Source organism: Streptomyces sp. NPDC127068, assembly GCF_042724695.1.
Taxonomy (GTDB): domain Bacteria; phylum Actinomycetota; class Actinomycetes; order Streptomycetales; family Streptomycetaceae; genus Streptomyces.
The window spans coordinates 1-23042 of sequence record NZ_JBHXEN010000072.1 but is presented as its reverse complement, the minus strand read 5'-3'; the positions used below and the strand labels follow the sequence as shown (position 1 = coordinate 23042).

General features: G+C 73.2%; 22 protein-coding genes and 1 pseudogene. 18 read left to right on the top strand and 5 right to left on the bottom strand.

The window, feature by feature from the left end; all coding sequences use genetic code 11:
* Positions 1-67 precede the first annotated feature (67 nt).
* Positions 68-1342, top strand: a complete 1275-nt coding sequence (locus ACFWIA_RS31825) for an alpha-L-fucosidase (protein WP_387010722.1) — start codon at positions 68-70, stop codon at positions 1340-1342.
* Here ACFWIA_RS31825 and ACFWIA_RS31820 read toward each other — a convergent pair.
* Positions 1318-2151, bottom strand: coding sequence for a helix-turn-helix domain-containing protein (locus tag ACFWIA_RS31820; RefSeq protein WP_387010721.1), 834 nt, complete (start codon positions 2149-2151; stop codon positions 1318-1320). The two genes, ACFWIA_RS31825 and ACFWIA_RS31820, sit on opposite strands and share 25 nt — an antisense overlap.
* A 92-nt stretch (positions 2152-2243) precedes the next feature.
* On the opposite strand from ACFWIA_RS31820, the gene ACFWIA_RS31815 reads away from it, so the two are divergent.
* From ACFWIA_RS31815 to ACFWIA_RS31805, 3 genes are all read left to right on the top strand, one after another.
* Positions 2244-2438 (top strand): antitoxin, encoded by a 195-nt coding sequence (locus tag ACFWIA_RS31815; protein WP_387010720.1) that lies wholly within the window; start codon positions 2244-2246, stop codon positions 2436-2438.
* Positions 2439-2640: 202 nt separating this feature from the next.
* Complete coding sequence (locus ACFWIA_RS31810; protein WP_387010719.1) at positions 2641-3666, top strand: SPFH domain-containing protein; 1026 nt, start codon at positions 2641-2643, stop codon at positions 3664-3666.
* Positions 3663-4562 carry a hypothetical protein gene (locus tag ACFWIA_RS31805; protein ID WP_387010718.1) on the top strand — a complete coding sequence of 300 codons (900 nt, stop codon included), beginning with the start codon at positions 3663-3665 and terminating at the stop codon, positions 4560-4562. The genes ACFWIA_RS31810 and ACFWIA_RS31805 overlap by 4 nt, the downstream gene beginning before the upstream one ends.
* A 24-nt stretch (positions 4563-4586) precedes the next feature.
* Here ACFWIA_RS31805 and ACFWIA_RS31800 read toward each other — a convergent pair whose 3' ends face one another.
* Positions 4587-5009, bottom strand: a complete 423-nt coding sequence (locus tag ACFWIA_RS31800) for a hypothetical protein (RefSeq protein WP_387010735.1) — start codon at positions 5007-5009, stop codon at positions 4587-4589.
* A gap of 416 nt (positions 5010-5425) precedes the next feature.
* Between ACFWIA_RS31800 and ACFWIA_RS31795 the strand changes: the two genes are divergently transcribed.
* Both ACFWIA_RS31795 and ACFWIA_RS31790 read left to right on the top strand, forming a co-directional pair.
* Positions 5426-5863, top strand: coding sequence for a cupin domain-containing protein (locus ACFWIA_RS31795; RefSeq protein WP_387010717.1), 438 nt, complete (start codon positions 5426-5428; stop codon positions 5861-5863).
* Positions 5864-6024: 161 nt separating this feature from the next.
* Positions 6025-6519, top strand: a complete 495-nt coding sequence (locus ACFWIA_RS31790; protein WP_385495363.1) for a DUF1269 domain-containing protein — start codon at positions 6025-6027, stop codon at positions 6517-6519.
* Between the two features lie 80 nt (positions 6520-6599).
* Here ACFWIA_RS31790 and ACFWIA_RS31785 read toward each other — a convergent pair whose 3' ends face one another.
* Both ACFWIA_RS31785 and ACFWIA_RS31780 read right to left on the bottom strand, forming a co-directional pair.
* Positions 6600-7082: a VOC family protein gene (locus ACFWIA_RS31785; protein WP_387010716.1), complete on the bottom strand. Its 483-nt coding sequence runs from the start codon at positions 7080-7082 to the stop codon at positions 6600-6602.
* Between the two features lie 107 nt (positions 7083-7189).
* Complete coding sequence (locus ACFWIA_RS31780; protein WP_387010715.1) at positions 7190-7927, bottom strand: class I SAM-dependent methyltransferase; 738 nt, start codon at positions 7925-7927, stop codon at positions 7190-7192.
* Between the two features lie 125 nt (positions 7928-8052).
* Between ACFWIA_RS31780 and ACFWIA_RS31775 the strand changes: the two genes are divergently transcribed.
* The 6 genes from ACFWIA_RS31775 to ACFWIA_RS31750 all read left to right on the top strand — a co-directional run bounded on the left by ACFWIA_RS31775 (position 8053) and on the right by ACFWIA_RS31750 (position 14582).
* Positions 8053-9210, top strand: coding sequence for an aromatic acid exporter family protein (locus ACFWIA_RS31775; protein WP_387010734.1), 1158 nt, complete (start codon positions 8053-8055; stop codon positions 9208-9210).
* A 144-nt stretch (positions 9211-9354) separates the two neighbouring features.
* Positions 9355-10557 carry a pyridoxal-phosphate dependent enzyme gene (locus ACFWIA_RS31770; protein WP_387010714.1) on the top strand — a complete coding sequence of 401 codons (1203 nt, stop codon included), beginning with the start codon at positions 9355-9357 and terminating at the stop codon, positions 10555-10557.
* 180 nt (positions 10558-10737) lie between these two features.
* Positions 10738-10941, top strand: coding sequence for a type II toxin-antitoxin system VapB family antitoxin (locus ACFWIA_RS31765; RefSeq protein ID WP_387010713.1), 204 nt, complete (start codon positions 10738-10740; stop codon positions 10939-10941).
* 536 nt (positions 10942-11477) lie between these two features.
* Complete coding sequence (locus ACFWIA_RS31760; RefSeq protein WP_387010712.1) at positions 11478-12938, top strand: RICIN domain-containing protein; 1461 nt, start codon at positions 11478-11480, stop codon at positions 12936-12938.
* Positions 12939-13032: 94 nt separating this feature from the next.
* Entirely contained in the window at positions 13033-13479 is a 447-nt protein-coding gene (locus ACFWIA_RS31755; RefSeq protein WP_387010711.1) for a nitroreductase family deazaflavin-dependent oxidoreductase, read from the top strand.
* 95 nt (positions 13480-13574) lie between these two features.
* Positions 13575-14582, top strand: a complete 1008-nt coding sequence (locus ACFWIA_RS31750; RefSeq protein ID WP_387010710.1) for a phosphotransferase enzyme family protein — start codon at positions 13575-13577, stop codon at positions 14580-14582.
* A 39-nt stretch (positions 14583-14621) separates the two neighbouring features.
* Here the strand turns inward: ACFWIA_RS31750 and ACFWIA_RS31745 are convergent, their stop codons facing one another.
* Entirely contained in the window at positions 14622-15143 is a 522-nt protein-coding gene (locus tag ACFWIA_RS31745; RefSeq protein WP_387010709.1) for an ATP-binding protein, read from the bottom strand.
* A gap of 334 nt (positions 15144-15477) precedes the next feature.
* Here ACFWIA_RS31745 and ACFWIA_RS31740 point away from each other — a divergent pair.
* The 6 genes and pseudogenes from ACFWIA_RS31740 to ACFWIA_RS31715 all read left to right on the top strand — a co-directional run.
* Positions 15478-15669 (top strand): annotated as a pseudogene (locus tag ACFWIA_RS31740) (DUF5133 domain-containing protein); the annotation flags it as partial.
* Positions 15670-15870: 201 nt separating this feature from the next.
* Entirely contained in the window at positions 15871-16767 is an 897-nt protein-coding gene (locus tag ACFWIA_RS31735; RefSeq protein WP_387010708.1) for a putative protein N(5)-glutamine methyltransferase, read from the top strand.
* Positions 16768-17831: 1064 nt separating this feature from the next.
* On the top strand, positions 17832-18548 hold the full coding sequence (locus ACFWIA_RS31730) for a DUF2470 domain-containing protein (RefSeq protein WP_387010707.1): 717 nt from the start codon (positions 17832-17834) through the stop codon (positions 18546-18548).
* 157 nt (positions 18549-18705) lie between these two features.
* Positions 18706-20628 carry an NAD-binding protein gene (locus tag ACFWIA_RS31725; protein ID WP_387010733.1) on the top strand — a complete coding sequence of 641 codons (1923 nt, stop codon included), beginning with the start codon at positions 18706-18708 and terminating at the stop codon, positions 20626-20628.
* A gap of 151 nt (positions 20629-20779) precedes the next feature.
* Positions 20780-21304: a hypothetical protein gene (locus tag ACFWIA_RS31720; RefSeq protein WP_387010706.1), complete on the top strand. Its 525-nt coding sequence runs from the start codon at positions 20780-20782 to the stop codon at positions 21302-21304.
* A 133-nt stretch (positions 21305-21437) separates the two neighbouring features.
* Positions 21438-22868: a flotillin family protein gene (locus ACFWIA_RS31715; protein WP_387010705.1), complete on the top strand. Its 1431-nt coding sequence runs from the start codon at positions 21438-21440 to the stop codon at positions 22866-22868.
* The last annotated feature ends 174 nt before the right edge of the window (positions 22869-23042 follow it).

Here is a 23042-nt window from a genome sequence, read left to right as displayed (position 1 = left end):
AAAATCGACCACCGATGGTGAATCCGACCCACGCGCCCGCGCGCCGGTGCGGGCTAGCGTTCCGGCCATGTCGCTACAGCCCTGGTTCCGTGACGCGAAGCTGGGCGTCTTCGTCCACTACGGCGTCTACGCCGTGGACTCGGTCGCCGAGTCGTGGTCCTTCTACACCGGAGAGGTCTCCCACGAGCGGTACATGAGCCAACTCGACCGCTTCACCGCCGTCCGGTACGACCCCGGGGCATGGGCCGACCTGTTCGCCCGGGCGGGCGCCCGGTACGCCGTGCTGACCGCGCGCCACCACGACGGCGTCGCGCTGTGGGGGTCCGCGCAGGGCGGGCTGGACGTCGTCCGGCACACCCCGGCGGGGCGCGACCTGCTCGCCGGATACGCGTCGGCGCTGCGCGAGCGCGGGCTCCGGGTGGGGCTCTACTACTCCCACTCGGACTGGAACCACCCCGACTACCCGACGCTGGTCCACCCCGAGCCGCCCGCCCACGACGACGTCCTGGCAAGTGCCTACGTGACCCCGCAGGACGGGGTCGAGGACCCGGTGGCGTGGGACCGCTACCTCGCGTACCGGGACGGGCAGGTCGCCGAGTTGATCGACCGGTACCGGCCGGACCTGCTGTGGTTCGACGGGGAGTGGGAACGCACGCCCCGGCAGTGGCGGATGGCGGAACTGGCGGCCCTGATCGGGGACGCCGCGCCGGACACCGTGGTCAACGCCCGTCTCACCGGCCACGGTGACTACGCGACGCCAGAGCAGGGGCTACCGGTACGGGCGCCGGACGGGCCGTGGGAGCTGTGCCTGACGGTCAACGACTCCTGGGGCTACCGTCGCGGCGACGACCGCCACAAGTCCGTGCGGTCGTTGGTGCGCTACCTCACCGAGACCGTCGGGATGGGCGGCAACCTGCTGCTGGCGGTGGGCCCGCGGGAGGACGGGACCTTCACCGCCGCGCAGACGGACCGGCTCACCGGGCTCGGCGACTGGGTGCGGGTGCACCGGGAGGCGGTGTACGACACGGTGGCGGGGGCACCGCCGGGGCACCACTACGGCCCGAGCACCCTTTCGGCGGACCGGCGCACGCTCTACCTGGTCTGCTTCGACGCGCCGCGCGAGGCGGTGACCGTCCGCGGACTGCGCACCCCGGTGCGACGGGTGACGGTGCTCGGCACGGGCACCGAGCTGGGGCACCGGGTGGTCGGCGGACTGCACGAGGTGCCCGGCACGACGGTGATCGACGCACCGGACCCCCGGGACGTGGACCCGTACGCGACGGTCCTGGTGGTGGAGCTGGACGGGGAACTCGACCTCTACCGGGGAACCGGGTTGCGCTGACCCCCGGCGGGGGCCCGCACCGGGCCGGAGGCCGTGCGCAGGGCCCGCGGGGAGTGGCCGAACGCGCGCCGGCACGCCTTGTTGAACGCCTGGAGGTCGGCGATGCCGACGGCGGCGGCCACCGCCGTCACGCTCAGCGTCGACTCGCGGAGCAGGTGCCGGGCGCGGACCATCCGGCGTTCCCTGACGTAGCCGACGACGGTCGTTCCGGTCCGGGCGCGGAACAGCCGGGTCAGGTGGTTGTGCGAGACGCCCGCCACCCGGGCCAGCCGGGGCACGGCGAGCGGGTCGGCGAGGTGCGCTTCGACGTGCGCCATGGCGGCGGCGACCGGGTCGGGCGGTCTGGCGGGGCCGCCGGGGACGCCGAGTTCGGCGATCCGCCACAGGGCCGTCCACAGCTCGGCGGCGGCCCGGGCGGGGTTGCGCGGGGCCACGACGACGGCCCGGTGGAGGAGCGTGCCCAGGGCGGGGGCCTCCGCCCCGGCGTCCTGCACGAGCGGCACGTCGACTGCCGGGCCGGAGCCGGGGAGGGCGAAGTGGGCGTACAGGTGCTCCGAGCGGCCCCGATAGCGGAACCGCACCTCGGCGCCGGGCGGCACCAGACTGACCCGGCCGGGCCGGATCGCGTGCACGACGGAGTCGACGGTCAGCTCGGCGGAGTACCCGTAGAGGTGCAGTTGCCACAGGTCGGGGAGGCGGAAGACCTCGGTGGCGGCGCCGGTGCCGTGGACGCCGACACCGAGGCTGGCGACCCGGGGCGGGGCGTCGAGCCGGATGGACACGGTCGGCGACTGCCCCGGGGTGGTCATGGTGAGAACGTACCAGTGGGGGTGTGCGCAGATGCGGGACTGGCCCGGGCGGGTGAAGCTGAAGACGGAAGAACCCCTCTAGGAGGTGGGCCATGTCCATGATGGACAAGCTCAAGAACATGCTCAAGGGGCATGGGGACCAGACGTCCAAGGGCGTCGACAAGGCGGGTGACTACGTCGACGGCAAGACGCAGAACAAGTACCAGGGCCAGGTCGACAAGGGGCAGGAAGCGCTCAAGGACCGGCTCGGCAACCCGGACCAGGGTCAGCAGCCGCCGCAGACCTGACCCGGCGGCGCCGGCCCGGCCGCCCGGGCCGGGGTCCGCCGACGGGTCCACCTCCGGCGCGGCACCACCGCTCCGGCCCGGCCCGCGTGGGCGCCCCGCGCCCTCGGGCGGCGTCCGGGAGCCGGGACGGAGCCTGGTCGCGTCTACTTGACGATAAGACCCGACCCCCTTTACCGTCAGACAGACGAAAAGGGGGTTCACCATGGCCGACATCACCCGGCGCCTGGGCTGGCGACACCTGCGGAGCGCGCCCACCGCCCACGTCCGTCACCACCGGGGCGGAAAGCTGGCGCACGAGGGCGCGGGGCTCAGCTTCTGGTACCGCTCGCTGTCCGCCGCGCTCTCCGAGGTCCCGGTGGACGACCGCGAGCTGACCATGGCGTTCCACGCGACGACCGCGGACTTCCAGGACGTCACCGTGCAGGCCACGGTGACGTACCGGATCAGCGACCCGGAGACGGCCGCCGCCCGGATCGACTTCTCGATCGACCCGGACACCGGCCTGTGGCGGGGCGCCCCGCTGGAGCAGTTGTCGACCCTGCTCACCGAGACGGCACAGCAACACGCGCTGGACACGCTGGCGGGCAGCCCCCTGGACGAGGTGCTCCGCTCGGGGGTCGCCGCGGTCCGCGAGCGGATCGACGCGGGGCTGGCGGACGAACCGCGCCTCGCGGCGACCGGGCTCACCGTGGTCGCGGTGCGGGTCGTCGCGATCCGTCCCGAACCCGAGGTCGAACGGGCGCTGCGGACCCCGACCCGCGAACGCATCCAACAGGAGGCGGACCGGGCCACCTACGAACGTCGGGCCGTTGCGGTGGAACGGGAGCGGACCATCGCCGAGAACGAACTCGCCAGCAAGATCGAGCTGGCCCGGCGCGAGGAACGGCTCGTCGAACAGCGGGGCACCAACGCACGGCGGCAGGCCGAGGAGTCAGCCGCGGCCGACGCGGTCCGGGCGGAGGCGGAGGCCGCGCGCACGGTGCGCATCGCCCGGGCCGAGGCCGAGGCGGCCCGTCAGGTCGGCGAGGGCCGGGCACAGGCGCAGGCGGCTTGGCTACGGGTGCACGCCGATGCGGCACCGGCGACCCTGCACGCGCTGGCCCTGACCCGGCTGGCCGAGAACCTGCCGAAGATCGACAGCGTCACCCTCTCCCCCGACGTCGTCACCGGGCTGCTGTCGCGGCTCGGCGGCCCGGTCGGCGGCCACCGCCCGGAACCCCGGCCGTGATCCTGAGCCCGCGGGTGGTCCTCGTCCACCGCCGCACGGAGTACGAGGAGTTGATCGCCCGTCACGGCACCCACGGCCAGGCGGAGTTCTTCCTCGCCGCGCGCGGGCACGATCTGCGGGAGACCGCCGAACGGCACGAGCGCAGCCGTGCCGCGCTGGCCGAGGCCACGGCCGCGGTGCCGCTGAACTGGCGCCAGGCCCGGCTGGAACGCGCCGATCTCGACCGGTTCCTGTTCGGGCCCGAGGACGTGGTCGTGGTGGTCGGCCAGGACGGGCTGGTGGCCAATGCGGCGAAGTACCTGACGGGCCAGCCTGTCATCGGCGTGGACACCGACCCGGGGCGCAACCCCGGCGTGCTGGTGCGCCACCGGGCGGCCGAGGTGGCGAGGCTGTTGCGGGCGACGACGGCGGGCGGCGCCCGGGGCGAGGACCGCACCATGGTGGAGGCGGTCACGGACGACACCCAACGGCTGCTGGCGCTCAACGAGATCTACGTGGGGCGCCCCGACCACCAGACCTCGCGCTACCGGTTGGGCACCGACGACGACTCCGACGCACCGGAGGCACAGGCGTCCTCCGGCCTGGTCGTCGGCACCGGAACCGGGGCGACGGGCTGGCTGCGCTCGCTGTGGTTGACCTCGCGGGCCCCGCTCGCGCTGCCGGCCCCGGTGGAGCCGGCACTCGCCTGGTTCGTCCGGGAGGCGTGGCCGTCCCCCGTCACCGGCACCTCCCGCGTGTCGGGCACCCTCACCGGTGACGGACGACTGCGGCTGACCGCCGAGTCGGAGCGCCTGGTGGCCTTCGGCGACGGCATGGAGTCCGACGCGCTGGAGGTCACGTACGGGCAGACGATCCGGATCGGGGTCGCCGACACCCGGCTGCACCTCGCCGGGTGAGGGCGGCCCCGCAGCCGATCCGGCTCACCAGGGGGACGTGCCCACGGGCACCGCGGGTCCGGCGCCGGTGCGCCGCATCCGGAGGGTGTCCACGGACTCGGCCATCAACTCGTACTCCGTGGTGTCGTCCTGGGCGGCGAACCGCAACAGCCGCCCCTGGGAGAGTTCCTCGGCGGCCCGGCCCTGCCGGTCGGGTTCGCGACACCACTCCCGCAGTGCGGAGGGCACGTCCACGGTGCCTTCACCGACCGGGATCAGGGCGCCCGCGGGGTAGGCGGAGCCACCGGGGTGGGGGTCGAGACGGTCCGCGATCCACAGGGCGCGGTCACGCAGCCACCACAGGGCGAGCGGAAGGGTGGGGGCCCGGTAGGTGCCGAGCGGAACGCCGACCCACCGGCCTCCACAGACGCCGTAGGCAGTGACGTGGCACAGGAACTCGTCGTGCACGGTCATCACCTCCGTGGTGACGCGCTTCGGGGCGCCGATGGGCGACGGCGGGAACGAGGGCACTGATGCACCCCCCTTCTCTAGTCACTCCATGACTGAATGTCACCACGCCGATCCGGCCAGTGTGCGGTGTTTCGAGCCGCCCGCACTGACCGAAAGCGGCGCTGAGCCGCTTCGACCTGCCGGCCCCCCGGGACCCGCCCGACCGGAACGTGACTGGAAATCCACGGCCGGGAACCACAGGAGCACCGTGGGCCCCACCTCTCGGAGCCCTCGGGTCGGGGTGGCGCGCCGGCGGCGAGTGCGCCCCACCCGTGACACCACTCCCGCCGGCGTGCGCTGGCCGCGTACCGTCGGACACGAAGCGCCGCGCACACGGCGCACGGAGCCCGCGCGAGGACGAGGGACTGGGGTAGATGACGACGGACGGCGACGACTGGCGGCTCGATGCGGCAGAACGGCAACTCGACGCCGAGGTCGTCCGGGTCGCACCGGGCGGGGAGTACACCTCACCGGCCCCGGAGGCCGGCGACCTCTTGCTGTACGTGACGGCCGGGAGCGGACACCTGGAGTGCGGAAGTCGGCTGGAGGCGGTCGACACGGGCTGTGTCACCTGGGTGCCGTCCGGGGCCCGGCACACCCTGACGGCCGGGGCGGCGGGCCTCGCCTTCCTCGCGGTCCGCGCACAGCCGAGGTCGTCGGCACCGCCGCCCGCACCCGGGCGGGACGCGACCGAGCCGCTCGGCGGGGAGCCCGCGTGCCTGCTCCACCGGGTGTGCGCCCGGTGCGGTCGACTGGCCCCGGGGGTGGCGGACCGGTACTGCGCGCAATGCGGCGACTTGCTGCCGTCCTGACCCGGGCCGTCCTGACCCGATCCGGTGAGGCCGCGCCGGCACGCGCCCGGGCGGGCCGCCCGGACCGGCGCCTCGCATGCCCCACCCGACGAACGGACATATGGTGCATTTGTGGCCGCGGTCGCCGGTGATCGTGCGCTCACGTCTAGGAGGCACGCACCATGTCCGAACTCATCGTCATCGGATACGAGGACCCCACGGTCGCCCACCAGGCGTACGAGCGCGTCCAGACGCTCCAGAAGGACTTCGTCGTGGACCTCGCCGGGCTCGCGGTCGTCACCGTGGACCAGGAGGGCAAGAACCACGTCGAAACGCCCAGCAAGATCGTCGGTGTCTCCGCGGCCTCGGGAGCCCTGTGGGGGATGATCTTCGGGCTGCTCTTCCTGGTCCCCGGATTCGGGCTGCTGGCGGGCGCGGCGTTCGGCGGGCTCTTCGGCAAGCTCAGCAAGTCGGGCATCAACGACGAGTTCCGGGGGCAGGTGCAGTCCCTGCTGACGCCCGGCTCGGCGGCCGTGGTGATCATGGCTGCGAAGATCACCGAGGACAAGTTCGCCGATGCCATGCAGCCGTTCGGCGGAACGCTCCTCAAGACCTCACTGAGCACCGAGGACGAGAAGGAACTCGCCGAGCACCTGGGCACCGGACAGGCACCGTGACGACGCACCGCGCGGACGGGCCCGCGGACGGACGGCACCGCGCCGGCCGCCGGACCGCGCCGACGGCCGCCGGCCGGGAGCTACTGTCCGTCGTGCGCCCGACGCAGCGCGGCGATGTCGAACTTCGTCATGGTGAGCATCGCCTCGGTGGTCCGGGCGGCCTTCTGCGGGTCCGGGTCACCGATCAGCGCGGGCAACTCCGTGGGCACCACCTGCCAGGACACTCCGAACCGGTCCTTCAGCCATCCGCACTGCCCCGGTTCCCCTCCCTCTTCCGCCAACCGGCTCCAGTAGTAGTCGACCTCGTCCTGGTCGGCACAGTGGATCTGGAACGAGACGGCCTCGTTGAAGGTGAAGTACGGTCCCCCGTTCAGGGCGACGAACCGCTGCCCGTTCAAGGTGAAGTCCACCGTCATGGCCGTCCCCGCGGGACCGGGCCCGGCCTCGCCGTACCGGGTGACCGAACCCCGCTCCGAGTCCTTGAAGACGGATAGGTAATGAGCGGCGGCTTCCTCCGCCTTCCCGTCGAACCACAGGCAGGTGGTGAATGCTTCGCTGGTCATGGGTGACGCCTCCCGCTCACGCGATCGCTCCGACGAATGGAACTCACCTGTATGACCGATGCTCCACCGAAAACTCATCGCCCGCGCGCCGGAGGACGACGCACCCCTCAGCGCGCCCCCGGCCGCGTCCCCACCACCAACCGGAGGTACGGGCTGCCGTCCGGCCGTCGCTCCAGCCCCGGCAGGGGCAACGGGTACAAGGTCGTGGCGAACCCGGCCCGGTCCAGGTCGGCGAGCACCCCGGACAGCGGGAAGGTGCGGTAGTACATCACGAACGGCGGGTGCCACAGGGCGTTGCGGACCCGCATCGCCGCATCGAACCCGACCGTCTTCCAGTAACCGCTCGACCCCGGCACCGGCGGCGCCGCGACCGGGAAGGCGAACCTGCCGCCGGGCCGCAGCACCCGGTACGCCTCGGCGAACAGGGCCGGCCGCTGACCCGGCAGGAAGTGCCCGAAGGCGCCGAAGCTGACGGCCAGGTCGAACGCGTCCGCGAAGGGCAGTGCGAGCGCATCCGCCCGCACCGCGCTCACCGCCGGCCCACCCGGTGGCGCCGCCGCCCGGCCCACCCTCAACATGCCGGCGCTGACGTCCACCCCGACGACCCGCTCCCGGCACACCGCGCGCAGCACCCGCGTCCCTGCGCCCGTACCGCAGCACAGGTCGAGCCCGTGGGAGAACGGACCGAGCGCACCGAGGACGCGTTCCGTCGCGTCGAGGACGTCGTCCGGGGTACGGAAGGGGGTGCGATCGAACTTCGGCGCCAGCAGGTCGTAACCGTGCTCGACGGAGGACAGCGCCTGGACGGCGAGTTCACGCAGCGTGGGACCCTCGGGACTGAACACCCCGCCCAGCATAGGTCGTGCGACGCGGGGCCGGCGCGGACGGCAGCACGGTGAACACGGCACCGCACCCGAGGAACGGGTGGCGCGTCCGGTTCGCCCGCGGTTTCCGTCGGTGGCGCGATCCGGTGGTCGTCCAGATCCTGCGGTCCACCGCGGCGGCCACCCTCTCGTACGCGGTCGCCCTCCAGCTGAGTGACGTCGCGGCCCCGCTCACCGCCCCGCTCACCGCGCTGTTGGTGGTCCAGGTGACCCTCTACGCCACGATCACCACCGGGGTCCGCCGGGTGAACGCGGTGGTGATCGGCGTGCTGATCGCGGTGGGCTTCAGCTCGCTGGTGGGACTGAGCTGGTGGAGCCTCGGCCTCATCATCCTGGCCTCCCTGACGGTCGGCCAGTTCGTGCGGGTGGGCGAGTTCGTGCCCGAGGTGGCGATCAGCGCGATGCTCGTGCTCGGGGTCACCGAGGTGGGGGCCTCCGCCTGGGACCGGGTGCTGGAGACGCTCATCGGCGCCGTGGTCGGGCTCACCTTCAACTTCGTCCTGGCTCCGCCGGTCTGGGTCGACACCGCCGGGGAGTCGATCGAGGGGCTGGCCCGCCGGCTACGACAGCTGTTGCTGCGCGACGCCGAACAGTTGGTGACGCCCACCCCGCCGCGACTCGCGGATAAACGACTCCACGAGGCACGCCAGTTGGACGACGACGTGGCGGACGTGGACGCCGCGCTGCGCCAGGCGGAGGACAGCCTCCGGCTCAACCCCCGCGTCCGTGAGGGCCTGCTCAACCGTGTGGTGCTGCGCACCGGATTGGACACCCTGGAGATCTGCACGGTCGTCGTCCGGGTCCTGTCCCGCACGCTCAGCGACCTGAGCAGGGTGCGGGCCGGTGCGCCCCTGCTGCCGCCGGAGCCCGGGGCCGCCCTCCGGGAGACGCTCGTCCACGTCGCCGACGCCCTGGTCAGCTTCGCCGTGTTGGTGACCGCCCAGGCGAGCAGTAGCGCCGACGCGGCCGAGGGCCGGCTCGCCGAGCAGCTGAACGCCGCGACGACCGCCCGGGGCCGTGCCGCCCAACTGCTCCTGGACGACGTCCGGGACGATCCCCGCGGCTGGCAGCTCCAGGGTGCGCTGCTGACCGAGGTGGACCGGATGCTGGCCGAGCTGGACCTGGAGCACCGGACCCGTCGGCTGATGGAGGAGCTCGACCGCAGCTCCCGCGAACAACACGAGCGCTTTCCGTGGCTGGCACGGGTCCGTTCCCTGCTTCCGGGCGGTCGGACGGGGTCCTGAGGTCCGGCCGCGCTCCCCTCCCGAACGCGCGTGCCCCGCTGCGCGCCCTGCCCCCGCGATCACCGTTGATCTAATCTTCCGATCACACAACGGACCGTGCGTGGACCGGGACGGCACGCCGAGGCCCAGCAAGAGGAGCACGTCATGCGCCCAGTGGTGGACGCCCAGCCCCTGCCGGGGGAGCCCGAGGACCCGCACCTGGTCGACGTGCGCGCATGGCGGACGTACCCGCTCGACGCGCTCCGTTGGCGTGGCGACGACGGCGCTCCCCTGACCGTCTCCGGCCTGCCCGGGCTCACCCCCGCGGACATCGACCGCACCGCACGCTCGTTGTGGCGCTACCGCGCCGCGCTGCCACCGGACATCGAACGGCCGATCAGCCTGGGCGAGGGGATGACCCCCCTGGTGGCGGGCGAGTGGTCCGGGGCCCCGGTCCGCTTCAAGTTGGAGTGGTTCAACCCGACCGGCAGCTTCAAGGACCGGGGCAGCAGTGTGATGGTCTCCGCGCTCGCCTCGCGCGGGGTGACGGAGGTGATCGAGGACAGTTCCGGCAACGGCGGCTCGTCCGTCGCCGCCTACTGCGCGGCGGCCGGCCTGGGCGCCACCGTCCTGGTGCCGGAGGGCACGTCGACCGCCAAGGTCCTCCAGACCCGGGCGTACGGTGCGCGCATCACCCCGGTGCCCGGTGGTCGGGACGCCACCGCCGCCGAGGCCCTGCGCCGCGCGGAACAGGTTCCGTACGCCGGTCACAACTGGCATCCGTACTTCCTCCAGGGGACCAAGACCCTGGCGTACGAGCTCTGGGAGGACCTGGGCTTCAGGGCCCCGGACGCGGTGGTCACCGTGGCGGGCGCGGGCAGCCTGGTCCTCGGCTGCGACCTCGGGTTCACGGAACTGCTGAGTGCCGGACTCATCGCCCGGCGCCCCCGGTTGCTGGTGGCCCAGCCCGCCGCCTGCGCCCCGATCGACGCCGCGTTCCACTCGGTCCCGACCCCGGCGTTCGGGCCCACCGTCGCGGAGGGCGCGGCGATCCGGGAACCGGTGCGGCTCGCCGAGGTGATCTCGGCCGTGCGCCGGTCCGGCGGCGACCTCGCCGCGATCCCGGAGGACGACATCGTCAGCGCGGTGCACCGATTGGCCGCCCGCGGCCTGTACGCGGAGCCGACCAGTGCGGTGGCCGCCGCGGCGGTGGACGTGTTCCGGGCCCGGGGTGCGCTGCGGGACGACGAGACCACCGTCGTCGTCCTGACGGGTTCGGGGCTCAAGGCCACCGGGGCCATGGCCCGTCTGATGCCGCCCGCCACGGACCCTGACCCCGAGCCGGACGCGGCGGCCGACGCACCGTGAGACGGGGCCCTGGGCAGGGCCGGGGGCGCTGACGGGCTCACGGAGTCCCCTCCGCCAGCCCGAACAGGGGGACACGGCCCCGTGGGCGCCCAGTCCCGCGAAGGCGCGGGAAGGCTCGTGCAACCCGCCGGCAGGGTGTTAGGGTCCGGTCCGGTTTCGCAGATCCGACGAGGAGCGTCCATGGCCAAGGTCACCGTCAGCATCGACGCCGAACTCGTGGTGGAGGTCATGGTCCTGGCCGGCGTCGGATCACCGCAGGACGCCGTGGAACTGGTGGTGCGGGACTACATCGCACGAGGGCACCGCACCGAGGAGCGGACGGAGTCGAAGGGCGAGAACGCGCGCACCGCGCCCCCCGTCCGGATCGATCCCCAGCAGGGCTGAACCGGAGGCCCACCGCCGGCGCCCACCTCCCGGCAACGACGGCACGCCCGCACACCCGCTGGGCAGAGGTCTCCGTCGCCCCCGCGGTCATGAACAACGACCCCCGCCCGGAGACCCAGGGGCCTGCCGCCCTGCTGCGCTGGTACGGACCGTGCTGGGCGGGAGCCCCCCGTCCAGCACCCTCCGGATGGCGGAAGCACCGCGCCTACCCGACTGTTGCCCACGCAACCACCCTTCCGCAAAGCCTTGTTGCGCGTGAGTCTGCTGTGTCAGGGTGTGCACCGTTCCCGCACGGACACGACCGGTCACCGAACGGTACGTCTTCCGCCGGCCACCGGAGGGTGCGTCCTTCCGTGCCCGAACGGCCCGGTGCGGGGCCGCGTACGCCCCGGAAGGAAGACCCTCTGTTGCCCCTCCCCCTTCCACCCCGACCGAACCGAAGACCACACGCGGTCACGGAACCCGGTGGGTCCGACGTCGAGCTCGTGGCCGCCGTGCGGTCGGCGGACGGCCACGGATCCCGCAGCCGCGCGGCCTTGTTGAGCCGCCACGGGGAAGCCGTCCACGACTACGCCGTGCTCTGCGCCGGGGCGACACCGGGCGCGGCTCCCGCCCTGGCGGCAGCCGCTTTCGACGCGGTCCTCGACGCGCCGACCGCTCCCGGGACGCACCTGGCGCTGAGGCCCCGGCTGCTCCTCGCGGTGCGGGACTCGGCCGGGGAACGACCGGAGGACGAACCGGATCGGCCGCGGCCCCTCGTGGACCGGGCGTTCGGTGCCCTGTCGCGCCCCGCCCAACACCTGCTCTGGCACACGGAGGTCGAGGGCGAACCGCTGTCCGTTCCGGCCGCCCTGCTGTCCCTCGACCCCGGCGGGGCGGCGAACGAACTGAACGGCGCCCGGCGGGACTTTATGGCGTCGCTCGCCGAGGCGTACCTCACCCTCACCACCAGCCGGGAGTGCCGTCAGCACCTCCGCCTGCGCGACGTCCTGACCCGCCAGGGCGCCCCGCTCCCCCCGGAGGTCGACGCGCACCTGCGGGAGTGCGGGCACTGCCGGTCGGTCGACGCGCACCTCCGGCGGGCGGCCGAAGAACCCGGCGCGCTCCTGGTGGAGTCCGTGCTCGTCGACCACGCCGCCGCCTATCTGTCCCTCCGACACGGTCGGCACCACCAGCCCACCGCCCCGCCGTTGCCGCCTTCGCACGCTCCCTTCCCCACCGAGGGGCCGCGCGAGGGGGCCACCGAGGACGCACGGCCACCGCGCACGGGTCGCCACCGGGCGCACGGCAGGGCGCCGAAGCCCGCGGACGGCGCCCCGACGGGGGACGGCCCGCACCCGGCCAGGAGCCTGCTCGCCGGCGCCGCGGTCGGCGGGGCGGTACTGACCGCCGCCCTCCTGACGGCGGCCCTGTGGCCGGGGGGCGGGGGCGGCGCGGTGGGCTCCGCGCTGCCCGGAGCGCCGCCCACGCGTTCCGCCGGGACCTCGACGGCGCCCGGGTCGTCCGACCACGGGACCACTCCCTCCACCGACACCGTCCGACCGGTGGGGGCGTTGCGCGGGGAACTCCGCAACCTCGCGGCCGGGCTCTGCCTCGACGTGGTCGGCCGGCATCCGCTCGTCGGCGCCCGGGCCACCCTGCTGCCGTGTGCGAACCGACGGACCCAGCAGTGGTCGTACGAGGGCGACGGGCTGCTCCGCAGCGGAGCCGACCCGGGCCTGTGTCTCGACTCGCACGCGCAGGAGGGCGTGGCGGCCCTCGGCCACTGTGCCGGTCGCGATCCGGACCACAGCACGGACGTGCGCTACGACCTCACCGTCCAGGGGCAGTTGGTGCCGCGTTGGAAGGACGATCTGGCGCTCACGCCCACGACGCCCGAGGCGGGTGCCGATGTGGTGGTGAAGGTCCGTGACCGTTCGGCGGCCCAGCGCTGGACGGTCGATCCGGGCTCGGCCGAAGTCCGGATCTCGGCGGCCCTGGGAACCGCTCCGGATTGACCCGGCCGGGGGAACGGACGGGGTCGTGGGGATGATTCGGTGGACGGACGATGTTGAGGGGGGAACCGACCGCAGTCGACCGACAGGACACGGCATGCCGCTGACAGGTGAGTACCAGCCCACTCCGACCGCATGGGTGCGCGACCAGGTGGAGCTGTACGAGAGCTCGGGCGGGACCGAGGGCACGACGATCCAGGGCATGCCGGTGGTCGTGCTCACCACCGTCGGGGCGAAGAGCGGCAAGCTCCGCAAGTCGCCCGTGATGCGGGTGGAGCACGAGGGGCGGTACGCGGCGGTCGGGTCCTACGGGGGCTCCCCCAAGCATCCCGTCTGGTACCACAACCTCCTCGCCGACCCCCGGCTGGAGCTCCAGGACGGGCCCGTGCGCCAGGACATGGTCGCCCGGGAAGTCACCGGCGAGGAGAAAGCCCTGTGGTGGGAGCGGGCCGTGGCCGTGTTCCCGCACTACGCCGTCTACCAGGAGCAGACGGAGCGGGACATCCCGGTGTTCATCATCGAACCCGCCCCGCAGCCCCACTGAGCCCGACCGCCCGGCCCGCCCGGCGGAGGCGCGGGCCGGGCGCGGCACTGCCGTCACATCGGATGCCCGTCCCGGAGGGCGCCTAGGCTCGCCGCATGCACGATCTACCTGCCGATGTGAAGGAAGCCGCACTGCGGGAGGCACTGCTGAGCTGGGGGGTGCGAGCCGTCTCCTTGACCTATGCGCCGGTCGGCTTCGGCGACTACCACTGGAGTGCACGGGACGACGCGGGGCGGCGCTGGTTCCTGACCGTGGCCGACTTGGCGAACAAGCCGTACTGCGGGGAGGGGACCACCGCCGCCCACGAGGGGCTGCTCGCAGCGATGGACACGGCGGGCGCACTGAGCGCCGCGGGCCTCGCCCCGGTGCTCGCGCCGCTGCCGACCCTGGACGGCGCCCGCCTCCACCGACTCGGGGAACGGTACGCCCTGAGCGTGCAGCCCTGGGTCGACGCGCCGTCGGGTGAGTTCGGTCAGCGGCTGACGGCTCAGGAACGGGTGGACGTCATGCGGGTGTTGGCGTCCCTGCACCGGTCCGCTCCGCCCGCCGCGGCACCCGTGCTGCCGCCGGGGCTACCGGGGCGCCGCCGGTTGGAGGCCGTGCTGCGCGGTGCGGACGACGGCTGGGCGGACGGCCCGTTCGCGGGACCCGCCCGGGAGCTGGTCCAGGAGCGGGCTGCGGGACTGCGCCGCAGGTTGGAGGAGTTCGACCGCCGGGTGGCGGCCCTTGCGACCGGTGCCGGCGCGCTGGTCGTGACCCATGGCGAGCCCCATCCGGGGAACCTCCTGTGGGGTCCGGACGGCGGCTTCCGCCTCGTCGACTGGGACACCTGTGGCCTTGCGGTCCCGGAACGCGACCTGTGGCACGTGGCGGTCCGGGAGGACGGCGGCTTCGACGCCGAAGCGTTGACCGTCTGGGCCGAGGAGAGCGGACGGACCCCCGTCCCGTCCGCCCTGGAGGCGTACCGGCTGCGCTGGGACCTGGACGACCTGTGCGCCTTCCTGGACGTGTTCCGCGCCCCGCACGGCCGTTCGGCGGACACCGAAGCCTCGTGGGGCTGGTTGCGCGACACGGTCGCCCGACTGGTGGACGGCGGGCGCTGACCGGGAGCTGGTGACGGCGGGCGCCGACCGGGCAAGGCCTCAGGCCGCCAACGGGCTTGGAGCCGGTTCCACGGCGGTCGCGCGGCGCTCCGGGGACGTCGGCAGGAGGCCGCCTCCGGGGCGCCGTCGGTTCGCTCCCAGGGCGGGCGTCGGCCCGGGGCGGACGAGCGGCAGGCCCTCCGCCGACTCCACCCGACGCGAGAACCACACCACCTTGCCGCCGCCCGGGGTCCGCCAGCTCCCCCAGCCGTCGCTCAGTGCGGCCACCTTCGCGAGACCGCCGCGCCGGGCGCCGAGCAGGCGTGGCCGGCGGTGGTCCCGGTCGGCCACCGAGGCGATCAGGTGCCGTCCGGTCCAGCAGAGTTCCACCATGGCGGTGGTGTCCTCGGTGTGCTCGACGACATTGGCGAACAGTTCACCGACACCCCCGCACACCGGCTCCACCTGGTGGTCGAGCGCCCAGTGCGCAAGGTGGGCGGCGAGGATGCGCCGCACATGGGCGCCCCGCTCCGGGCTCGCTTCCACTTCCACGCAGTAGTAGCAGGGTCGGGGGACGGTCATGGTGTCGACTCCTCTCCCCGCACCGCTCCCCCACCGTGCCCGTCGCCCGTTCGGCCGAGCACCGGACACGAAGCGTGAGCGGTGGTGTCTGCTGGGTTGCCTCCAGCCTGCGGGCGTTGCTCCACTCGTGCAACACGAGCGCGTTCCCGCAGCTCGGAACGGGTGTCGAACGGCGGCGTCCGGGTGACGGCGAAGTCCTCGCCGCACAGGCGTCGGTGAGCGGGAGGAGCACATCCTCGCCCCGCCCGACAGGAGGACCGCGCTCCCCCGGGTGAGGATGGGGCCACCGCACGACCGCGAGCGGCACGGGCCCAGTCTGGAGGTGGGAGACACGATGCTGCTGCCGGACAAGCCGCAGGTCGACACCCTGCTCAAGCGATACCGGGCGTGGGAACGCCTGATGCTCGCCAATCCGTCCAACGGGACCGTCCGAGGACGGTTCGAGGACACCGCGTACACCTTGTGCGTGTTGATGGGGCGACGCAGCGCGCGTGAGGCGGCGCTGGCCGCCGAGCACTACCTACGACCGCGCGGAACTCGGTGTACCGCCTCGGAGCCGCTCGGGTAAAGTGCGCGTGTCCGCGTTGGCGCCCACCGGGGAGGTGAGACCCATTTCTGTCCGTCCAGGCAGGGTGCTCTCATCTGTCGGCCGCCCGGTACACCACCTCTAGCGCAGCGCCGGGTTCCGCACGAGCACCCTTTCGACGCCCGAAAGGTTCCTGTGCTCATGCCCGTTCCCCCCGTGTCCTCCGTTCCCTCCGCCGCCGGCATCGCCCCCGTGTCCGCTCCGGACCCCGCATCGCCCGATGCGCCGGTTCCCCCGCGAGTGGCGGAACTCGCGGCCGGACTGCGCGCCGCGGGTTGCGTGTTCGCCGAGGACGAGGCGCGCCTCATCCTGGCCACCGCCCGTACACCGGACGAGGCCACGGCCATGGCTGCCCGCCGGGCGTCCGGCCCGCCCCTCGAACACGTCCTCGGTTGGGCCGAGTTCCTCGGTCTGCGGATCGCGGTAGGGCCCGGAGTGTTCGTCCCGCGGCGCCGTACGGAGTTCCTGGCGTCCTGCGCGGTCGCCCTCACCTCACGGCGTCTCCCCGCCCCTCCCGTGGTGGTCGACCTGTGCTGCGGGTCGGGTGCGGTGGGGGCGGCAGTGCTCACCGCCGTGCCGGGAGCGGAACTCGTGGCCTCGGACATCGATCCGACGGCGGTGCGGTGCGCCCGGCGCAATGTGGAACCCCGCGGCGGGCGCGTCCTGACGGGCGACCTGTTCGACGCCCTGCCCGCGGCACTGCGCGGCCGGGTCGACGTGCTGATCGCCAACGTCCCCTATGTGCCGAGCGGCGAGGTGGCGTTGCTCCCGGGCGAGGCGCGCGACCACGAACCGTTGGTCGCTCTCGACGGCGGCGCGGACGGACTCGACGTACTGCGGCGGGTGGCCGTCGGGGCACCGTACTGGCTGGGTCCGAACGGGGTACTGCTCGTGGAGACGAGCGGGACGCAAGCGCCGCACGCGGTGGCGGCGTTCCGACGGGCGGGCCTCGGAGCGCGGGTGCAGGAGTGCGACGAGCCACCGGCGACGGTCGTCATCGGCGTCCGTCCGACCGAGGGCGACCCGCCGCTCGGGTGACGCACGACCGGCCGGACGGAGGTGGCTCCTCCATCCGGCCGGTCCCCCACTGGGACCCCCCACACGGGCGGTCGGACCCGCCCCCCACAGGCAGGTGTCGACCGCGCCAGGTCCCGGTCTAGTGGGTGAGGGTGAGCGCCCCTCGGGCGCTCCTCACCTGGTCGTCGCCGAACGTGCGTTCCGCCGCGGGCAGTCCGAGCCGTACGGCCCTCGGAGCTCGCGCTCCGACGGCTCCGGGCCGTTTGACCCGCCCGCGGTTCGGTGCCGCCGCACCGCTCCGCGGGCGGACGCGCCCGGCACCGCCCGTGCCGGTCGCGCCTCGGGAACCGACGGGGCGGCCCGTTCCCGGGATGACCGCCTCGCACGTCCCGAAGGGGGTGTTGCGCGCACTGTCCACCATTGCGTGCATCCTTCCGCTCGGAGAGGCATGACCCGTGGATCGGCGGGGCATCCGTTCGGCGTCGGTGAGTCTGCCGAGTCCTGCGCCGAAGTTCACGTCGACCCCCTGCATTTCGGTAACCTTGCGTATTGAAACAGTGGCGAGAAGTAACGGACCTGCGCGGCCTACCCACCCGCACGACCCGGGAATCAGGCGGAATCCCCCTCCTTTTCCAGGCCCATTGGCCGAATAGGAGCGCCCGCGCAATCGGCCGGATTCCTTCCGCCCGGGGAAGCCCGGGGAAGCCCCACACCAGACCGGCGGCGCCTTTCCCCTCGGGGTGCGAGCGATATCGCCCGTCGAGAATCACAGCAACACGCAATGAACGGGGAGGAACATCCGTCCATGAGAGGTACGGAGGAATTCCCCCACCTTTGCGGCAAGTGACCTCCCCGATGGGCGCGTCCCGCCCGGATCCCCACCTCGGACACCGGTCACGAAGAGCCATTAGGACGTCCTACGGGCACGGCCACCGCACTCCGACGGACCGCGGAACACCCCGACCGCACTCGTACGGGCCCCGCACATCCGAGTGACCGTGGACGACCTCCCCGGCGCGCCCGGTGGCCCTTCCCCCCAGTTTCAGCTAGGTTAGGCAAGGCTTACCTAACACTGGAGGTACGAAATGGGTGTCCGCCCGGACCGCACGACCGCACCCACCGCGGCGGAACGTGCCCGTTCGGTCCTGGCCGCCGCGTGGTCCTGCGCGGTGACGACGGACCACTGCCACGAGGAGCTGGTGGGCGCGCACTCCGTAGCCGCCGACGGTACCGTCCGGCTCTGCGTGCCGGCCGACAGCGCCCTCACCGCGGCCGCGGTCTGCGCCCCACGGGGCGAGCCGACGGCCCTGCTGGAGTTCTCCGACCCGGCACCGGTGCCCGTCCGTGAGCGTATCCGCTCACGGCTGTGGATGTCCGGACGGTTCGTCCAGGACGGTGACCACCTCGTGTTCCAGCCCGCCTGCGCGGTGCTGCACGTCCCGTCCGGTCACATCGGCATCGACATCGCCGACTTCGCCCGGGCCGAGCCCGACCCGCTCGCCACCGCCGAGTCCCGGCTGTTGACCCATCTCGCGGACGCGCACGCCGACGCGGTGGAGTGGCTGACCCGACTCCTCGACCCGGAGAGTCTGGCCGAGGTCGTTCGGGTGCAACCGCTCGCCCTGGACCGGCACGGTCTGACCCTGCGCCTCGAACGGCTGGGCAGCCAGGAGGACGTGCGACTGCCGTTCCACCGGCCCGCCGACGACCTCGCCCAGGTCACCGAGCGGATGCACGTCCTGCTGTCGTCCGCGCGGGCCACCCGGCGCCCCACCCTCAGGTCGGTGGCGCCGAAGGAGTGAGCGCCCGGGCGCTCGCTCCTTCGGCGTCCACCCGGTGCCGCGGGCAGCGGGGCGGCTGAAGCAACCGCTCGTCCGGTGAAACCGCGCGCGGCGTACGGCAGTCTTACGGACCATGTCTGCACTGCCCCTCCCCACTCCCCCCACCGCGGCCGAGCACATGGTCGTCTGCGGGGACGACGCCCTGGCCCGACGGCTCGCCGCCGAACTGCGGAGCGTGTACGGCGAACAGGTCACGCTCGTGGTCCCGCCCGCCGGACAGGCCCCCGGCCCGCCGGTCGTGGGCCGGGCCCGGGCGTCCGCGCTGTTCGGGCGGGTGTCCGCCGCGGTGCAACGCGCCACCGGGAGCACGGGGAACAACGGGAACGGCGGGAGCAACGGGAACGGCGAACCAGCCACCCCCGCACCCCAGTTGGAAGCGGCCGAGCTCACGGACGAGGTGCTCGCGGAAGCCGGCGTCGAACGCGCCGCCGCCCTCGCCCTGGTGCATGACGACGACGAGACCAACATCCGCGCCGCCCTGGCCGCCCGGCGCCTCAACCCACGGCTGCGGCTGGTGATCCGGCTGTACAACCGCCGGCTCGGCCAGTACCTGGAGGACGTGCTCGACCAGGCCGCCGCCCTCGCCTCCCCGGGCGTCGACCCGCATGAGTTCGACGCGTCGACCACGATCCTGTCCGACGCCGACACGGCCGCGCCCGCGCTCACGGCGGCGGCCGTCGCGGGAAGCAGCAAGGTCGTCCAGGCGCACGGGGTGTTGCTGCGGGCCGCGGAACGTTCGGCGGCCGTTCCCGGCGATTCCGCCCTGTGCACCCTGGCCCTGCTCAGCGATGCCGCGACCGACACCCAGGGGCCCGGCACGGCGCTGCCCCAACTGCTGCCGGACGAGGCGAGCGTCACCGCGGCGGACGGGCGCGGCAGGATCGTGCTGGAGACCGTGTCGTACTCCGGCCCGGCCCAGCCCGTCAGCCGGAGCCGCCCGCTCGGCTCGCTGCTCTCGCCGCGACTGCGCTGGTCGTTCGTCGGGATCGTCCTCGGAGTGGTCGCCCTCGCGGTCACCGCCGTGTTCACCACCGGGGAACACCCCCTGCGCGCGGTGTACTTGACCCTGCTGGACCTGTTCTCCATCAACGAGCCCGCGATAGGGGAGTCGACGTTCCGTCAGGTCCTCCAACTGCTGTCCGGGTTCGTCGGGTTGCTCCTGCTGCCGGTGCTGCTCGCGGCGGTCCTCGAAGCCCTCGGGACCTTCCGCAGCGGAGTGGTGACCCGCCGTCCGCCGCGGGGCCTTTCGGGACACGTCGTCCTGCTCGGTCTCGGCAAGATCGGCACCCGGGTCCTGGCCCGACTGCGGGAGCTCGACATCCCCGTGGTCTGCGTCGAGTCCGACCCGGATGCGCGCGGGATGGCGCTGGCCAGACGGCTGCGGGTGCCCGTGGTCCTCGGTGACGTGACCGAAGAGGGCGTCCTGGAGGCGGCGAAGATCCACCGGGCCCACTCGCTGCTCGCGCTCACCAGCGTGGACACCACCAACCTGGAAGCGGCCCTGTACGCCCGCTCGGTCGACCCGGAACTACGGGTCGTGATGCGCCTGTACGACGACGACTTCGCGACCGCCGTGTACCGCACCCTGCGGGCCGCCCATCCGCGCGCCCTCACCCGCAGCCGCAGCGTGTCCTACCTCGCCGCACCCGCGTTCGCCGGGGCGATGATGGGCCGACAGATCCTCGGAGCGGTGCCGGTGGAGCGCAAGGTGCTGTTGATCGCCGCCGTGACCGTCGCGGGTCTCGCCCCCCTGGAGGGTCGCACCCTCGCCGAAACGTTTCGCCCGGGGGCCTGGCGGGTGCTCGCCCTGGACACCTCGACGGGAGGCCCGGAGCAACGTCCGGACGGACGGGAACGGTCGGAGGGCGTCGTCCCCCACCCCTCGGGCGACCCCTCTCCCGGACTGGTGTGGGACCTGCATCCCGGATACGTGCTCCGTCCCGAGGACCGGGTGGTGCTCGCGGCCACCGGGCGCGGCCTCGCCGAGCTGCTGGGCCGTCGCCCGCGAACGGGCGCTCCGGTGCCCGGCGGCGGGGGCTGAGCGGAGCCGTTCCCGACTCCGGGGCGACGAGCCGTCAGATCAGGCATCAAGAACGCGTAAAGATTGCCGTAATCCGGAAATGAACGAAGGCGCACACTCGTGCGAACATGGTGCAGGCCAGGGCGCGTCGTACAAGGGGGGAGGCCCGGGCATGCAGTGGTTCCTCGGTCTGGGTATCGCCGGTCTCGTCCTGCTGGCGTTCGCGCTGGTCTTCGACGGGTTCCTGGAAGGGCTCTTCGACTCGTTCAGCGCGCTGGACGGGGTCTTCGACGGTCTGCTGTCCCTCCCGGTGATCGCCGGATTCGTGTCGATGCTCGGCTTCAGCGGGGCGATCGTCCTCGGCACCACCGGTCTGGGGGTCGTGCCCGCCACCGTCGTGGGCGTGGCGGCCGGAGCCGGCGCGGGGTGGCTGACCGCCCGGTTCAGTCGGGCCCTGATGCGGGAGCACACCCCGCCCGCGCCCCGCGCCGAGGACCTGCTCGGCAGCACGGGCCAGGTGGTCACGGCGATCCCCGTCGGCGGCTACGGCGAGGTCCTGCTCCGGCTGGCCGGCCAACCCACGAAGTACGCGGCCCGCAGCGCGGTCGCCGTCGAGCGGGGCGCCGAGGTCTGGGTCGAATCGGCGCCCACCGCCACCTCCGTGGTGGTCCGTCCGGTCCGCGAGGGCGAGGACTGAGCCGCTCCGGGGTCCCCCTCGGCCTCCTTCCGTCACCACCCGCGTCATCTGCTTCACCTACTCCATCTGCTTCGTCGCCCTAGTCGTCCCATTCACGCGAACTGCCGTCCCCGGAGGGCAGGGGGGATCTTCCATGAGCCCAGTAGTCATCGCCGTCATCGGAGTCGTCGTACTCCTCGTTCTGCTCGGCCTGGTGATCATCACCCGGTACAAGGTCGCCGGGCCCAGCGAGGCGTTCATCGTCACCGGGCGGCGCGGCAAGCAGTCCACCGACCCGAGCACCGGTCAGGTCTTCACCGACAACAGCGGCCAGAAGGTCGTGGTCGGCGGCGGCGTGTTCGTGGTGCCGTTCGTCCAGCAGAAGTTCACCCTCGACCTGTCCAGCAGGCACATCCCGATCTCGGTGCGCGGCGCGGTGACGCTGCGCGGGGTGAAGGCCAACCTGGAAGGGGTCGCGATCGTCAAGGTCGGCGGCAACGAGGACTCGATTCGCGCAGCCGCCCAGCGGTTCCTCGCCCAGCAGGACGGCATCGTCGGCTTCACCCAGGAGGTGTTGTCGGGCGCGCTGCGCTCGATCGTGGGCCGGATGTCGGTGGAGGACATCATCCGGGACCGGGCCGCGTTCGCCGGACAGGTCGCCGAGGAGGCCGAGGCGAGCCTGTCCGGACAGGGCCTGGTGCTGGACGCGTTCCAGATCCAGGACATCACCACCGAGGGCTCCTACTTGGAGGACCTGGGTCGCCCCGAGGCCGCCCGCGCCAAGCAGGAGGCGGACATCGCCGAGGCCGTCGCCCGACGGGCCGCCGAACAGGCGCGGCTCAAGGCGGAGGAGGAGATCGCGGTGGCCCAGCGGACCCTGTACCTGAAGCAGGCCGAGATCAAGGCGCAGACGGACGAGGCAGCCGCGCAGGCCAATGCGGCCGGTCCGCTCGCCGAGGCGGCACGCCGTCAGGAGGTCCTCGCGGAGCAAGAGAAGGTCGCCGCCCGCCAGGCCGCGCTCACCGACCGCGAACTCGACACCCAGATCCGCAAGCCCGCCGACGCCGCCCGGTACCAGGCGGAGCAGGAGGCGGAAGCCCGACGGGTCGGCCTCGTCAAGGAGGCGGAGGCCGCGGCCGACCGGGCGCGGCTAACCGGTGAGGGTGAGAAGGCGCAGCGTGCGGCGCTGGCCGAGGCGGTGCGGATCGAGGGACAGGCGGAGGCCGACGCGATCACCGCCCGGGGGACCGCCGAGGCCGACGCCATGCGCAAGAAGGCGGATGCGTTCGCCCAGTACGGTGAGGCCGCCGTCCTCCAGATGCTGGTCCAGGTGCTGCCGGAGGTCGTCGGCAAGGCGTCCGAGCCGCTGAGCGCGGTGGAGAAGATGACCGTCATCTCCACGGACGGCGCCGGGCAGCTGTCGCGGACCGTGGCCGACAACGTCGCCCAGGGCGTGGAACTGCTCAGCGCCACGACCGGCGTCGACCTCGGGGCGCTGCTGAAGAACGCTGCGCGGAACGCCTCGCAGAACACCTCGGGCGGCAACGCCTCGGACGGCGACGGGAAGATCCCGGTCACCGACTGACCAGCGGCCAAGGACCGTCCGGGCCGACACGGGGGTGGGCCCGGGCCCCTGCGGCGCCGTTCGCGGCGCCGCACAGGGTACGGGGGTGGGGGGGGGCCGGGCGGGGGGGCAACCCCCCCACCGCGGCCCGCCGGGGCGCCCAAACCAGAGATAAAAAAAAAAAAAAACAAACAA

Bases quoted from the DNA above. Each gene is read 5' to 3' on its own strand.
- ACFWIA_RS31825 (WP_387010722.1), top strand. From the start codon at position 68: ATGTCGCTACAGCCCTGGTTCCGTGACGCGAAGCTGGGCGTCTTCGTC.
- ACFWIA_RS31820 (WP_387010721.1), bottom strand. From the start codon at position 2,151: ATGACCACCCCGGGGCAGTCGCCGACCGTGTCCATCCGGCTCGACGCC.
- ACFWIA_RS31815 (WP_387010720.1), top strand. From the start codon at position 2,244: ATGTCCATGATGGACAAGCTCAAGAACATGCTCAAGGGGCATGGGGAC.
- ACFWIA_RS31810 (WP_387010719.1), top strand. From the start codon at position 2,641: ATGGCCGACATCACCCGGCGCCTGGGCTGGCGACACCTGCGGAGCGCG.
- ACFWIA_RS31795 (WP_387010717.1), top strand. From the start codon at position 5,426: ATGACGACGGACGGCGACGACTGGCGGCTCGATGCGGCAGAACGGCAA.
- ACFWIA_RS31790 (WP_385495363.1), top strand. From the start codon at position 6,025: ATGTCCGAACTCATCGTCATCGGATACGAGGACCCCACGGTCGCCCAC.
- ACFWIA_RS31785 (WP_387010716.1), bottom strand. From the start codon at position 7,082: ATGACCAGCGAAGCATTCACCACCTGCCTGTGGTTCGACGGGAAGGCG.
- ACFWIA_RS31770 (WP_387010714.1), top strand. From the start codon at position 9,355: ATGCGCCCAGTGGTGGACGCCCAGCCCCTGCCGGGGGAGCCCGAGGAC.
- ACFWIA_RS31765 (WP_387010713.1), top strand. From the start codon at position 10,738: ATGGCCAAGGTCACCGTCAGCATCGACGCCGAACTCGTGGTGGAGGTC.
- ACFWIA_RS31755 (WP_387010711.1), top strand. From the start codon at position 13,033: ATGCCGCTGACAGGTGAGTACCAGCCCACTCCGACCGCATGGGTGCGC.
- ACFWIA_RS31750 (WP_387010710.1), top strand. From the start codon at position 13,575: ATGCACGATCTACCTGCCGATGTGAAGGAAGCCGCACTGCGGGAGGCA.
- ACFWIA_RS31745 (WP_387010709.1), bottom strand. From the start codon at position 15,143: ATGACCGTCCCCCGACCCTGCTACTACTGCGTGGAAGTGGAAGCGAGC.
- ACFWIA_RS31735 (WP_387010708.1), top strand. From the start codon at position 15,871: ATGCCCGTTCCCCCCGTGTCCTCCGTTCCCTCCGCCGCCGGCATCGCC.
- ACFWIA_RS31730 (WP_387010707.1), top strand. From the start codon at position 17,832: ATGGGTGTCCGCCCGGACCGCACGACCGCACCCACCGCGGCGGAACGT.
- ACFWIA_RS31725 (WP_387010733.1), top strand. From the start codon at position 18,706: ATGGTCGTCTGCGGGGACGACGCCCTGGCCCGACGGCTCGCCGCCGAA.
- ACFWIA_RS31720 (WP_387010706.1), top strand. From the start codon at position 20,780: ATGCAGTGGTTCCTCGGTCTGGGTATCGCCGGTCTCGTCCTGCTGGCG.
- ACFWIA_RS31715 (WP_387010705.1), top strand. From the start codon at position 21,438: ATGAGCCCAGTAGTCATCGCCGTCATCGGAGTCGTCGTACTCCTCGTT.